Origin of the sequence: Sphingobacterium sp. UBA7855, from assembly GCA_002500745.1 — a bacterium.
In the GTDB taxonomy this organism is placed as follows: domain Bacteria; phylum Bacteroidota; class Bacteroidia; order Sphingobacteriales; family Sphingobacteriaceae; genus Sphingobacterium.
In genome coordinates, this window is sequence record DLST01000003.1 from 81086 (window position 1) to 94370 (window position 13285).

22 protein-coding genes are annotated in these 13285 nt (G+C 39.7%); 1 reads left to right on the plus strand and 21 read right to left on the minus strand.

What is annotated here, in order from left to right; genetic code table 11:
- The 17 genes from rplR to rplC form a co-directional block, all read right to left on the minus strand.
- Positions 1 to 363, minus strand: a complete 363-nt coding sequence (gene rplR, locus B2107_RS02920; protein WP_370877906.1) for a 50S ribosomal protein L18 — start codon at positions 361 to 363, stop codon at positions 1 to 3.
- Positions 360 to 914: a 50S ribosomal protein L6 gene (gene rplF, locus B2107_RS02925; protein ID WP_070570404.1), complete on the minus strand. Its 555-nt coding sequence runs from the start codon at positions 912 to 914 to the stop codon at positions 360 to 362. Before rplF ends, rplR begins: the two co-directional genes overlap by 4 nt.
- 21 nt (positions 915 to 935) lie before the next feature.
- Positions 936 to 1337, minus strand: coding sequence for a 30S ribosomal protein S8 (gene rpsH / locus B2107_RS02930; RefSeq protein WP_223584601.1), 402 nt, complete (start codon positions 1335 to 1337; stop codon positions 936 to 938).
- 136 nt (positions 1338 to 1473) lie between these two features.
- Positions 1474 to 1743: a 30S ribosomal protein S14 gene (gene rpsN / locus B2107_RS02935; protein ID WP_028071569.1), complete on the minus strand. Its 270-nt coding sequence runs from the start codon at positions 1741 to 1743 to the stop codon at positions 1474 to 1476.
- Entirely contained in the window at positions 1736 to 2305 is a 570-nt protein-coding gene (rplE, locus tag B2107_RS02940) for a 50S ribosomal protein L5 (RefSeq protein WP_046674875.1), read from the minus strand. Before rplE ends, rpsN begins: the two co-directional genes overlap by 8 nt.
- Positions 2305 to 2649 (minus strand): 50S ribosomal protein L24, encoded by a 345-nt coding sequence (gene rplX / locus B2107_RS02945; RefSeq protein WP_070570406.1) that lies wholly within the window; start codon positions 2647 to 2649, stop codon positions 2305 to 2307. Before rplX ends, rplE begins: the two co-directional genes overlap by 1 nt.
- 2 nt (positions 2650 to 2651) lie before the next feature.
- Positions 2652 to 3020 carry a 50S ribosomal protein L14 gene (gene rplN / locus B2107_RS02950; protein WP_046674873.1) on the minus strand — a complete coding sequence of 123 codons (369 nt, stop codon included), beginning with the start codon at positions 3018 to 3020 and terminating at the stop codon, positions 2652 to 2654.
- A gap of 1 nt (position 3021) precedes the next feature.
- Positions 3022 to 3276 carry a 30S ribosomal protein S17 gene (rpsQ, locus tag B2107_RS02955; protein ID WP_046674872.1) on the minus strand — a complete coding sequence of 85 codons (255 nt, stop codon included), beginning with the start codon at positions 3274 to 3276 and terminating at the stop codon, positions 3022 to 3024.
- Between the two features lie 13 nt (positions 3277 to 3289).
- The gene (gene rpmC / locus B2107_RS02960; RefSeq protein ID WP_293952983.1) at positions 3290 to 3508 is read right to left on the minus strand and encodes a 50S ribosomal protein L29; all 219 of its coding nucleotides are present in this window, start codon (positions 3506 to 3508) and stop codon (positions 3290 to 3292) included.
- 91 nt (positions 3509 to 3599) lie between these two features.
- Positions 3600 to 4022, minus strand: coding sequence for a 50S ribosomal protein L16 (gene rplP / locus B2107_RS02965; protein ID WP_046674870.1), 423 nt, complete (start codon positions 4020 to 4022; stop codon positions 3600 to 3602).
- A gap of 61 nt (positions 4023 to 4083) precedes the next feature.
- Positions 4084 to 4878, minus strand: a complete 795-nt coding sequence (gene rpsC, locus B2107_RS02970) for a 30S ribosomal protein S3 (RefSeq protein ID WP_046674869.1) — start codon at positions 4876 to 4878, stop codon at positions 4084 to 4086.
- 11 nt (positions 4879 to 4889) lie between these two features.
- Entirely contained in the window at positions 4890 to 5324 is a 435-nt protein-coding gene (gene rplV / locus B2107_RS02975) for a 50S ribosomal protein L22 (RefSeq protein ID WP_077438121.1), read from the minus strand.
- Positions 5325 to 5330: 6 nt separating this feature from the next.
- Positions 5331 to 5597, minus strand: a complete 267-nt coding sequence (gene rpsS, locus B2107_RS02980) for a 30S ribosomal protein S19 (protein ID WP_002997495.1) — start codon at positions 5595 to 5597, stop codon at positions 5331 to 5333.
- A complete protein-coding gene (gene rplB / locus B2107_RS02985; protein ID WP_293952985.1) occupies positions 5597 to 6424 on the minus strand; it encodes a 50S ribosomal protein L2 in 828 nt (275 codons plus the stop codon). The genes rpsS and rplB overlap by 1 nt, the downstream gene beginning before the upstream one ends.
- Before the next feature lie 6 nt (positions 6425 to 6430).
- Complete coding sequence (gene rplW, locus B2107_RS02990) at positions 6431 to 6721, minus strand: 50S ribosomal protein L23 (RefSeq protein WP_046674866.1); 291 nt, start codon at positions 6719 to 6721, stop codon at positions 6431 to 6433.
- A gap of 1 nt (position 6722) precedes the next feature.
- On the minus strand, positions 6723 to 7352 hold the full coding sequence (gene rplD / locus B2107_RS02995) for a 50S ribosomal protein L4 (RefSeq protein WP_209577699.1): 630 nt from the start codon (positions 7350 to 7352) through the stop codon (positions 6723 to 6725).
- Positions 7353 to 7357: 5 nt separating this feature from the next.
- Positions 7358 to 7975, minus strand: a complete 618-nt coding sequence (gene rplC, locus B2107_RS03000) for a 50S ribosomal protein L3 (RefSeq protein ID WP_046674864.1) — start codon at positions 7973 to 7975, stop codon at positions 7358 to 7360.
- Positions 7976 to 8305: 330 nt separating this feature from the next.
- On the opposite strand from rplC, the gene B2107_RS03005 reads away from it, so the two are divergent.
- Entirely contained in the window at positions 8306 to 8776 is a 471-nt protein-coding gene (locus tag B2107_RS03005; RefSeq protein WP_293952987.1) for a DinB family protein, read from the plus strand.
- Positions 8777 to 8825: 49 nt separating this feature from the next.
- Here B2107_RS03005 and B2107_RS03010 read toward each other — a convergent pair whose 3' ends face one another.
- The 4 genes from B2107_RS03010 to B2107_RS03025 form a co-directional block, all read right to left on the minus strand.
- Complete coding sequence (locus B2107_RS03010; protein WP_293952989.1) at positions 8826 to 9836, minus strand: helix-turn-helix transcriptional regulator; 1011 nt, start codon at positions 9834 to 9836, stop codon at positions 8826 to 8828.
- Between the two features lie 156 nt (positions 9837 to 9992).
- Positions 9993 to 10628, minus strand: a complete 636-nt coding sequence (locus B2107_RS03015) for a hypothetical protein (protein WP_293952991.1) — start codon at positions 10626 to 10628, stop codon at positions 9993 to 9995.
- Between the two features lie 208 nt (positions 10629 to 10836).
- On the minus strand, positions 10837 to 11724 hold the full coding sequence (locus B2107_RS03020) for a glycoside hydrolase family 88 protein (RefSeq protein WP_293952993.1): 888 nt from the start codon (positions 11722 to 11724) through the stop codon (positions 10837 to 10839).
- A 193-nt stretch (positions 11725 to 11917) separates the two neighbouring features.
- Positions 11918 to 13165, minus strand: a complete 1248-nt coding sequence (locus B2107_RS03025) for a glycoside hydrolase family 88 protein (protein ID WP_293952995.1) — start codon at positions 13163 to 13165, stop codon at positions 11918 to 11920.
- Between the last annotated feature and the right edge of the window lie 120 nt (positions 13166 to 13285).

Genomic DNA, 13285 nt, shown 5'->3' on the forward strand with positions numbered 1-13285 from the left:
TTAAAAGTCTAAACCGCCTTCGCGAGCACCTTCAGCCAAAGATTTGATACGGCCATGGTATAAGTACCCATTACGGTCAAAAACTACTTTATTAATACCTGCTGCTACTGCTTTTTCAGCAACCAATTTACCGACAGCTTTAGACTGTTCCACTTTGTTACCCGATGCAGCAAACTCTTTTGATAAGCTAGATGCAGCAACTAATGTTTTACCTGCATTGTCATCAATGATCTGTGCATAGATACCTTTGTTACTTCTAAAAACCGATAAACGTGGACGTTCAGACGTTCCAGCAAGGTTTTTTCTGATTCCTTTTTTGATTCTCTCTCTACGAGATGCTTTTTGTCCTGCCATGATTATTATTTTTTAGCTGATTTACCTGCTTTTCTTCTCAATACTTCACCTGCAAACTTCACACCTTTTCCTTTGTAAGGTTCTGGTTTACGGAAGCCACGGATTTTTGCCGCTACTTGTCCGATCAATTGCTTATCGGCACACTCTAAAGTGATTGTAGGGTTTTTACCTTTATCAGCAGTAGTTGATACTTTAACCTCTTTTGGCAATACAAAAACAATCTGGTGAGAGAAACCTAAAGTTAACTCTAATACATTACCAGTACTTGAAGCACGGTAACCTACACCGACTAACTCTTGCGTAGTTTTGTAACCTTCAGTCACACCGTGAACCATGTTAGCCAACAGGGAACGGTATAGACCGTGTAATGCTTTGTGTTTCTTTTGATCAGTTGGACGTGTTACAACGATATTGCCTTCTTCTTGAGCAATCGTGATGTCACGGTCAACTTGTTGTGTTAATTCGCCTTTAGGACCTTTTACTGAAACTAAGTTTTTGTCCGAAATAGTAACAGTTACCCCAGCAGGGATAGCGATAGGCGCTTTTCCAATTCTTGACATTTCTTTGTGCTTTTACCTAGATTAATAAACGTAACATAAAACTTCACCACCAACATTTTGAAGTCTAGCTTCTTTATCTGTCATTACACCTTTAGATGTTGACAAGATAGCAATACCTAAACCATTCAAAACACGGGGCATAGTATCAACGCTTGCATACTTTCTTAAACCAGGTTTACTCACACGTGTCAACGTACGAATAGCCGGAATTTTGCTAATTGGGTTATATTTCAATGCGATTTTGATCGTACCCTGTACGCCATTCTCATCGAATTTGTAATTAGCAATGTAACCTTTATCAAAAAGAACTTTTGTGATTTCTTTTTTTAGGTTCGATGCAGGAATTTCAACAACCCTGTGGTTGGCCTTGATGGCATTCCTTACTCGTGTAAGGTAATCCGCAATTGGATCTGTAGTCATTATATATGAAAATTTGTGACAGCGGTTTCCCTCCCAACCGTTGGTATGGGACCTTCTATCTGTTAAACGATTTTAAAATGCAAAAAACCCGGCAATCCTAAATTGAATTGCCCGGGCAAAATTAAGTATTTTTTTTAAATTACCAAGAAGCTTTTTTCACCCCTGGGATTTTGCCATCCAAAGCCATCTCACGGAATGTTACACGAGAGATACCGAATTGACGCATATATCCTTTAGGACGGCCAGTCAATTTACAACGATTGTGTAAACGTACTGGAGAAGCATTTTTAGGTAATTTATCTAATGCAACGTAATCGCCAGCAGCTTTTAATTCTGCACGTTTTGCTGCATATTTAGCTACCAATTTAGCGCGTTTTACTTCGCGTGCTTTTAATCCTTCTTTAGCCATTGTTATTAGTATTTTGATTTTTAAATGGTAAACCGAATTGTTTCAACAATTCTAAAGCCTCAACATCATTTTGAGCAGAAGTCACGAAAGTGATATCCATACCTTGGATCTTATTGATTTTGTCAATGTTGATCTCAGGGAAAATGATCTGTTCAGTGATACCTAAGTTGTAGTTACCACGTCCGTCAAAGCCTTTATCATTGATACCGCGGAAGTCACGAATACGTGGAAGCGATACGGCTACCAAACGATCCAAGAATTCAAACATATTGTTGTCACGTAAAGTAACACGTGCCCCTACAGGCATACCTTTACGTAATTTAAAGTTTGAAATATCTTTTTTCGATTTTGTAGCCACAGCTTGTTGACCTGTAATTAAAGTCAACTCAGCGATAGCGTTATCGATTAATTTTTTGTCAGCTGTTGCAGCTCCTACGCCTTGTGAAACAACGATTTTCTCAAGTTTAGGAACCTGCATAATACTTTTATACTGAAATTTTTCTTGAAGTGCTTTACGGATTTCTTCCGCATATTTCACTTTTAATCTTGGTACGTAAGTCATTATTTAATTTCCTCCCCTGATTTTTTAGCGTAACGAACTAATTTACCATCTGCATTTAACTTACGACCTACACGTGTAGTTGCACCTGTTTTAGGATCGATAACAGCTAAATTAGAGATGTGAATACCAGCTTCTTTCTCAATGATACCACCATTAGGATTAGCTGCACTTGGTTTAGTGTGTTTTTTTACGATGTTAGCGCCCTCAACGATAGCTCTATTTTTATCCACTAAAACAGTTAATACTTTTCCTTGAACACCTTTAGAGTTACCAGCGATAACTTTCACTAAATCACCTTTTTTAATTTTGATTTTGTGCGTAGTTGTTTTTGTTTTCTGTGCCATAATTATAAAACCTCCGGTGCTAATGATACAATTTTCATGAACTGTTTCTCACGCAACTCTCTAGCCACAGGGCCAAAGATACGTGTACCACGTGGTTCATCATTATTATTTAATAATACAGCGGCGTTGTCATCGAAACGGATATATGAACCATCTTTACGACGGATTTCCTTTTTCGTTCTAACGACTACTGCTTTAGAAACGGAACCTTTTTTCACGTTTCCTGAAGGCATAGCGCTTTTCACCGATACAACAATCTTATCTCCGATTGATGCATAACGCTTGCGCGTACCGCCCAATACACGGATTACTAAAACTTGTTTAGCACCGCTATTGTCAGCTACATTAAGTCTTGATTCTTGTTGTACCATGTTATTTAGCTCTTTCTATAATTTCAACTAATCTCCAGTTTTTTGTTTTACTCAGCGGACGAGTTTCCATAATTAATACCGTATCGCCGATACCGCAGGTATTAGTTTCGTCATGAGCTTTAAATTTAGTAGTTTTTTTAACGAACTTACCATAAATCGGGTGTTTCACTTTACGCTCTACAGATACCACGATAGATTTGTCCATTTTGTTGCTAACTACTAAGCCGATTCTTGTTTTTCTTAAATTTCTTTCCATTTCGACTTTAAATTTATGCCTCAGAGGCTGTTTCATTTTTAGCTGCAGCGTTGCGTGCACTGATCTCTGTACTGATACGAGCGATAGTTCTGCGTGCTGCTTTGATCACGTTAGGGTTCTCAATAGCTGAAACAGCATGTGCAAATTTCAATTTTGTAAGGGCTGTTTTCTCTTCTACAAGACGAGCTTTTAAGTCCTCATTAGATAATTCTAAAATTTCTGAATTTTTCATGTTTTTTCAGTTGTTATTTGGGTTATCATCGGTTTATATATAGCGTTAGGGGTAACGGCCCTAACGCTTAAATGATGACATTACCAAGATTTTATGCTTCAACGTAGTCTCTACGAATCACAAACTTAGTTTGAACCGGAAGTTTTTGAGCGGCAAGGCGTAAAGCTTCTTTGGCAATTTCCAAAGGCACACCTTCTGCTTCAAATAACATACGGCCTGGGCGTACTACTGCTACCCAGTATTCTGGAGCACCCTTACCTTTACCCATACGTACCTCTGCAGGTTTTTTCGTAACCGGTTTGTCAGGGAAAATACGAATCCAAACTTGACCTTCACGTTTCATATAACGTGTAACCGCAATACGAGCTGCCTCGATTTGACGACTAGTGATCCATGCTTGCTCCATTGTTTTGATACCGAAAGAACCGAAAGCTAACTCCGCTCCACGAGAAGCGTTACCTTTCATGCGGCCTTTCTGCATCTTTCTGAACTTCGTTCTTTTTGGCTGTAACATGTTCGTATACTTTTTAAATCTGCTTCTTCAGCAGGTTTTTGTTGTAATCTAAATAAAACTATTAATCTTTTTTCGGACCACGGTTGCTTCCACCACGGTTGTTTCCACCACGGTTATTTCCACCGCGACCACCTTTGTTATTACGGTTGTCACGACGTTCGCCACCACCTTCGTGGTTGCCACGTGATTTTACACCAGATGCTTGACCAATGTTTGGAGATAAGTCACGTTTACCGTAAACTTCACCTTTACAGATCCAAACTTTGATACCAATTTTACCGTATGTAGTCAATGCTTCAGCTAAAGCGTAGTCGATATCAGCACGCAATGTGTGCAAAGGAGTTCTTCCTTCTTTGTATTGTTCAGTACGCGCCATTTCAGCACCACCCAAACGACCAGAACACATGATTTTGATACCTTCTGCACCCATACGCATGGTAGAAGCAATTGAAGTTTTCATTGCACGACGGAATGAAATACGTGCCTCTAATTGTTTAGCGACACCTTCTGCTACTAACTTCGCATCTAACTCAGGGCGTTTGATCTCGAAAATATTGATTTGAACATCCTTTTTAGTCAGTTTCTTCAACTCTTCTTTGATCTTGTCAACTTCTTGACCACCTTTTCCGATAACGATACCTGGACGAGCAGTGTGTATTGTAACAGTGATACGTTTTAACGTTCTTTCGATAACAACTTTAGCTACACCACCTTTTGCGATACGAACAGAAAGATATTTTCTGATTTTTTCGTCTTCAACTAATTTATCGGAATAGTTTTTACCTCCGAACCAGTTAGAATCCCAACCTTTGATGATTCCTAATCTGCTACCTATTGGATTTGCTTTTTGTCCCATTTCTCAATAAATTAGTTTTGTTCAACGTTTAATTTGCTATCAACTACCAACGTAACGTGATTTGAACGTTTACGAACTCTGTATCCGCGACCTTGAGGAGCCGGCCGTAATCTTTTCAATTGACGACCACCACCTACTGATACTTCTTTTACAATTAGTTCGCTTTCTTCCACTGATTTACCTTCGTTTTTGGCTTCCCAGTTTTTGATTGCAGATAATAATAATTTTTCTACACGAGCAGCAGCTTCTTTACTTGAGTGTTTTAAAATGTATAATGCATTTTCAACACGTTGACCACGAATTAGATCTACCACTAAGCGCATCTTACGAGGCGAAGTCGGGCAGTTCAATAATTTGGCATCCGAAGCTCCTCCTTGTTGAGCTTTCTCTTGCTCTTTGCGTTGTCTAATTAAGACAGACTTTTTAAGTTTTTTTGTTGCTTCCATTACCTATTATTTTTTCTTTTCTGCGTGGCCTCTGAATGTACGCGTAGGAGCGAATTCACCAAGCTTGTGACCTACCATATTCTCTGTTACATAAACAGGGATAAATTTATTCCCGTTGTGCACTGCGAAGGTATGGCCAACAAAATCAGGGGAAATCATTGATCTACGAGACCATGTTTTGATAACTGACTTTTTGTTAGTTTCATTCATAGAAAGAACTTTTCTTTCTAAGTTGTGATCGATATAAGGACCTTTTTTAATTGAACGAGCCATTATTTTTTCCTTCTCTCAATGATGTAACGATTCGATGTTTTCTTCTTGTAACGTGTTTTGAAGCCTTTAGCTAATACACCTGTACGTGAGCGTGGGTGGCCTCCTGAAGTACGGCCTTCACCACCACCCATAGGGTGATCTACTGGGTTCATCGCAACACCACGAACTCTTGGACGACGACCTAACCAACGTTTGCGACCTGCTTTACCTAACACTTGGTTAGATCTTTCATGGTTCGATACTGAACCAATCGTAGCAACACAAGTCAACAAGATCATACGTGTTTCGCTCGAAGGTAATTTGATGATGGCATATTTACCATCACGAGCAGACAATTGAGCATAAGTACCAGCCGAACGAGCAATTGAACCACCTTGACCAGGATTTAATTCAATGTTGTGGATGATAGAACCCAATGGAATGTTTGCTAATGGTAATGTATTACCAACTTCTGGGGCAACTTTATCACCTGCAATTACAGTTTGACCAACTACTAAACCAGCTGGAGCAATGATGTAACGTTTTTCACCATCTGCATAATGCAACAATGCAATACGAGCAGTACGATTTGGATCGTACTCAATAGTAGCTACTTTTGCAGGGATATCTTTTTTATCGCGTTTGAAATCAATTAATCGGTATACTTTTTTATGTCCCCCACCGAGATAACGCATAGTCATTTTACCGGAGTTATTACGACCGCCTGATTTCTTGTTGATTTTAACTACTAACGATTTTTCAGGAACGTTTGTAGTAACATCAGAGTAGTCTGCGCCCACTCTAAAACGAGTACCAGGGGTTACCGGTTTGAATCTTTTAACTGCCATTTTTTATTATATAGTACTGTAAAAGTCAATAGTTTCGCCGTCTTTAATCGTAATGACAGCCTTTTTATACTTAGGAGCTCTACCAGATACGAAACCTGCTTTTGTGTAACGGCTTTTTGCTTTACCAGCTACTACTGCAGTGTTTACAGCAAGAACTGTAACACCAAACATAGCCTCAACAGCTGCTTTGATCTGGATTTTGTTTGCTCTGTGATCTACTTTGAAAGCGTAACGGTTTAATTTTTCCGTTAACAAAGAAGCTTTCTCAGTCAAGATAGGTTTTTTAATAATCTCCATATTACTTAGCTAATGCTTCCTCCAAAGATTTAACAGAATCTGTAGTCAACAATAATTTTGTTGCGTTCAATACATCATATGTATTTAAATCAGATGCAACAATAACTTTTGCTTTTTTCAAGTTTCTGCTTGATTTATAAACAATTTCATCGTAAGCTGGCAATACCAACAATGTTTTCTCATCAGCTACATTCAACGCATCGATTAAAGCAACATAGTTTTTAGTTTTGATAGCATCGAATTTCACTTCGTCCAATACCACAATGTTATTATCTTTTGCTTTGTAAGACAACGCTGATTTACGTGCCACTTGTTTCAGTTTTTTGTTCAATTTGAACGAGTAGTCACGAGGTTGAGGACCGAATACACGACCACCACCATTAAACAATGGAGATTTGATAGAACCCGCACGAGCACCACCTGTACCTTTTTGTTTGTGTAATTTACGAGTAGAACCCGCGATTTCGTTACGTTGTTTAGATTTGTGAGTTCCTTGGCGTTGGTTCGCTAAGTATTGTTTCACATCCAAATAGATCGCATGATCGTTAGGCTCTAACCCAAATACCGACTCAGGAAGTTGCACCTTGGCACCTGTTTCTTTACCTGATAAATTTAAAACTTTAACTTCCATCTCTACTATTTGTCTACGATTACATAAGAACCTTTAGCTCCTGGAATGGAACCACTAACAACGATAAGGTTTTGCTCAGCGTAAACTTTCAACACCTGTAAGTTTTGAACTTTAACTCTGTCACCACCTGTACGACCTGCCATGCGCATACCTTTGAATACGCGTGAAGGCCATGATGAAGCACCTAATGAACCTGGAGCACGTAATCTGTTGTGCTGACCGTGAGTCGCACCACCTACACCACCAAATCCATGACGTTTCATGACACCTTGGAAACCTTTACCTTTTGAAGTACCGACTACATCTACGTACTCACCTTCTTCAAAAAGAGTAACGTCAACTACGTCACCAAGTTGTTTTGCATCTGGGAAAGTTTTAAACTCTACCAACTTACGCTTAGGCGTTGTATTTGCTTTCGCAAAGTGCCCTTTCAAAGGAGCTGTCGTGTTTTTCTCCTTAGCTTCGTCGAAACCAAGTTGAATTGCCGAGTAGCCATCCTTTTCTTCCGTACGTATCTGCGTAACCACGCACGGCCCGGCCTGAATCACTGTACAAGGAATATTTTTCCCATCAGCGTTAAACAGGCTCGTCATTCCTACTTTTTTTCCAATAATACCTGACATGTTGTAAATTAATTAATTAAAAGTCCTTCGAAGCAGTAGGGCTTCGCTCAAGACATACTTTCCCCTTTAAGGGACTGCAAAGTTACAAACATTTTTATAACTGTCAAATAATTAATGAATTATTTTTTTTATTTTATCCTGTAACAGGAAAACTGCCTTACCCCCCTGCCCCCTTCTCGTATCAGCAACGACCACGAGGTTCGAAGAAAAGAAATAAAAAATGAGTATAAAAATTCATACTGCCATACTGCTGTCATTAGACCACCTAAATTTGTGGCATATTACAACGCAAGAGGCGATGTAAATTTTTAAATTTTAAATACGAAAAAAATGAGTACAGCGATCATTTCTAAACAAGAATTACTTGAACACTGGTTGGGCCATAGAAAACTGACCCGCCAAACTATTGAAAAATTTCCCGAAGAAGAATTGTTCCATTATAAAGTAGAAGGCATGCGAACTTTTGCGGATATGTTGAAAGAATTATTGGCACTTGCCGTCCCCGGCCTACAGGAGATCGTAGATAACAAAAGCGGTGAGCTAAACGAAAATCTAAACTATTCAACCAAAGCCCAGCTTTTACAAGCCTGGGACGAGGCTACTCCAATACTCATCGATCTATTTGACAAGATACCGGAAGAACGTTTTGCGGAAGAATTTAACTTGTTTGGACAATACAAATCGCCGGTTGCCCACAGCATTCTTTATTTTATAGACAATGAAATCCATCACCGCGGGCAGGGATTTGTCTACCTACGCATGCTTGGCATTCAACCCCCGTTTTTCTGGGAAAGGGGATAATTTCGGGCAAACCCGATAAGAATACTTGCGTGGACTCAACAGAAAGAACCTAGCAAGTATTCTTGCCCTCTTCAATACAGCTGAAGCCTGCCTGCACCTTGTCGTGATTAAGCTGTTCTAATGCTGATGACAGCAAGCGTTTTACCACCTCTTTCAACGACTCGGGCTCGATAATATTTCCCTTGTCAGCAAACATCAAATACCAACGTGCAAACCCACTTTCCATATTTACACATTCGAAATGCATTTCAACATAATCGTCAACAATTACTTCCTGCTGGAAGCCGAAATAATGACGGTCCCATTCCATATACCTTGCCATTTCTTTTTCCACCCGTACCACGACTTTAGTTGTCGGATCTTCACGTCGTTTGTTGAGAAAGAAAGATAGCTCAGGATGTTCTTTTCCAAAATCATCTGTAAGCATTCGGATATTATTTATACGGTCCAATCGAAATTGCCTATAATCCTTTCGTAGTTTACAGAATGCGAGGATATACCAGAATTTACTTTCAACAAAGATACCAACTGCTTCAATTTCCCTTTTCTCAGGATTTTTGTCCGAAGGTTTGGTGTAATAAATTTCTACGCACTTCTTTGCAGCGATACTTTCGATCAATATGTTGGTACCATGCGTTAACTTTTCGTTGAACTGGTGTCGCCCACCCCGCACAAGAAATTTATCTCCTACTAGGGCAACTTGCTCTTTTTCGTTACCTCTCAGTATCGCCTTCATTTTAAGCAATGCTGTGGCAAAATGATGGGCTAGGTTGCGATCCGTATATTTTTCAACCAGTTTCTCCGCTGCGACAAAACTTAATGCCTCTTCTTTTGTAAATTGCAGGGGCGGCATCTTATACCCCTCCACTAAAGAGTATCCACTTCCAGCTTCACCATAAATTGGTATTCCGGCCTGCATCAGTGACTTGATATCGCGATAAATCGTGCGCAGGCTTACTTCATAGCGTTCTGCCAAAGCTCCCGCTGTCACAACAGGTTTGGCCTGTAGATGCATATAAATAGCGAGTATACGATCAAATCTTTTCTGGATATCCGTCATTGGGATAAAGGTACGAGTTATTCTATTTTCTTCAACGAATATAAAGATATGTTTTCACAGGTATAGTGCTTAATACTTTCTCAATTCATCACTCAAATCTCGCACAAATTTCCTTCTATTAACAACGAACCCAACCTTGGAATCGACAGAAAACAACTATATAATCCCACAATAAATGGAATTCGAAAAGTCGTCTTTAAGTGTATCCCAAACACCGACATAAACATGGTAATCGAATGCTTTCTTGCCTATCCCCTCAACTTCGAATGAGCAGAAGCCTTGATTCACATTGGCAACAGATATTTTCAACCGCGACTCGCCCTCTATGTCGATCAATCCCACATTGATTTTATATATACTACTTTTATATTCATCATCTACAGTCCAGCTAAGATCAATCCGATCGCCATCCAAACTGACTTGACAGTTAGCTAATGAGGTAAGCGGACCTGAAAACAGGAGGAGTTTTTCAGGATTAACAAAAGGCTTGTTGTCTTCACCTAATTCAAGAGTTTCTTTAAAAATGTGGCGCTGCGCCAATTGGAAAGCTCCTACACGACTTTCTTTTGTCGCGAGTGATTGATAACCAAACTCTAGAATTACTTTATTGTTACCAGCAAACTTACCTGCAACTTTTTGTTTTTCTCTATTTAAAAGTTCGGCCTCACTCGGCGGAGATGTTCGTTTTTTTTTGCCGCCACGTACGACATTTTGGCCTTTCAATAGATAAGCACTCACCGAACCAAATTTTCCAACAATAGCACCGTTCGGACCATTTTGTAAAATTGCCATAAAATTTTTCTCCTTTTGTCTATAATTGATGGTATATAACTTATTACTAATATAACACCAAATTCCCCATTCAAAGAGGAGTAACACTACTTTTACAAAGTATTAACAGGGGGTTAACAGGGGTATTACCCCTGTTAACCCCCTGTTATCCCCCTGTTACCCCCCTATAAATCCCTTGTTAATATAGGAATTGGTGTTAAATAGGTAGCTATTTGACCTTCTCTCCACGGAGCAATCGGTCATACCGCACCAATGCCTCTACATAATAGTAATCCGCATAGGTTAACGGAACATCAACTTCTGTTTTATGTGGAATGGAACCGACACTATGTTTTAAAATATATCCCCCTGCTTCTTTGTAATCTGCTTTGTAGGGTTTAGATGATAAAGACCGCAACATCTGCTCAGCCTTCGAGATATACAGATGGCTTTCACCACCTGTTGTGTATTGCGCCAGTTCCAGTAAAGCCGACGCTGTCACCGAAGCGGTCGATACATCACGAAGGTCTTTCTGGCTATAATATTTACTATCTGGAGTAAGCTTGTTCTGGTCCATATCCCAATAAGGTATCAGATCTTTTGGAAGATTGGGATGATTCAGGTAAAACTGTGCAATATGCCTAGCATGCTTCAAATATCTCCTGTCACCCGTTTCGCGGTACATCATCGTATAACCATAAAGCCCCCAGGATTGCCCTCTGGCCCATGCAGACTCGTCAAAAGCTCCTTGCGCAGTCTTTCTCGAAATAATACTTCCATCTTGCGGATTGTAATCCACGACATGGTAGGAACTGTAATCTTTTCGATAGTGATTGACCATCGTTGTATTGGCATGTTGCACCGCAATATCACGATAACGCTTATCACCTGTCATTTGGGAAACTTCCATCAGAAATTCCAGATTCATCATGTTGTCGATGATCACCGGATAAGTCCAAGGCTGGCCATCCCAGTTTTTTCCACCGTCCCATGAACGAATCGTTTTCGTTGTTTCATGGAAACGTGTTGCCAAAGATGCTGCTCCAGTACTTAAAATTTCTTTATAGGACGTCGAATCCCCTGTCAAGCGCAATGCATTACCAAAGCTGCAGTACAAAAAACAGTTTGGACATAATCCATCAGAACAAACAGCAAATTCGGGCCACAACACTAAACCTTAGCTGTAATTTCAACGTACTCTATATCCTGTTGCAAAAAAAAAGAGAAACTCAGAGCCTCTCTTTTTGATCTATTCCGGTGTCGTTAAAACGAGTTCATCTCCCAAGAATTTGCTTTATTTTTTGATCACTTTATTGAGCAATCGATTTAATCATTGGTTCACCATCCAACAAACGTTGATACCGCACCAAAGCCTCCACATAATAATAATCTGCATAGGTCAATGGGACATCGATTTCCGAATTCAACGGTAGCGCGCCAACACTATGTTGTAATATATAGCCTCCATTTTGACCATAAGAAGCCAGATAGGGTGCCTTAGAAAGGCTTTTAAGAATCGCTTCTGCTTTATCAAAATAATTCAAAGCTTCACTTCCCTTTGTGTATTGTGAGAGCTCTAACAAAGCAGATGCATATAATGCCGCCGCAGATACATCCCGCAGATCCTTATTCGGATACATTTTATCTGACTTCGCAATTTTATCTTTATCAAAATCCCAGTAGGGAATCAGATCAGCAGGCAGATTCGGATTGCTTAATATATATTTTGCGATTTTTTGCGCCTGCTTCAAAAATTCTTTCTTCTTTGTCTCGCGGTACATCATGGTATAACCATACAACGCCCATCCTTGTCCTCTTGACCATGCCGATTCATCAAATGCACCCTGATGTGTTTTTCTTCCAATAGCAATACCTGTGGTCTTATCATAATCGATCACATGGTAGGAACTATAATCTTTTCTGAAGTGGTTTTTCAAGGTTGTTTCAGCATGAGCTACCGCAATATCATAGCATTTTTTATCACCAGTCATTTTAGATACCTGTGTCAAAAATTCCAAGTTCATCATGTTATCAATGATTACGGGATATTGCCATGATCCGTGATCCCAAGATCGGATTGTTTTGGTAACGGGACTATAGCGAGACGCCAAGGAATTGGCGCCGGTGCTGAGTACTGGACCATACTTTTGGTTATCACCCGTGAGACGCAGTGCGTTTCCAAAACTACAGAATAACATAAACCCTAAATCATGTGTACCCTTGTTGTTCTTTTCTTTTTCTAGATAGGTCAATTTCTCGGTTGCTTTCTTTAATAGCCCTTCATCTTTGGTACCTTCATATAAATACAACAATGTCCCCGGATAGAAGCCCGAACACCACCAGCTCGAAGAAGAAAATACCTCTTTGCCATTTTCGAAAGTTTTTGGAAACTTTTCTGTCGGAGTTTCTGCCGCAAGAACCTTTATCTGATTCGCAGCAGCGTCCAGTTGCTCCTGAATAAAGGCTTTGGACAAATTCGGTTTCACTATTTGCGCCTGGACAACGGGGCATATGCCCAATATAGCTAATACCAATACAAAAGATTGCTTTAGTTTCATTATCTATTAGATTTTTTAGTCAGTCAATGCCGGCGAATCAATTTGATCGCGCCTAATTACGTTTCTCCTTAACACAAATTGAAATTAATTAACAATGCGTAGAAGTGCAGTTTCTAGCTA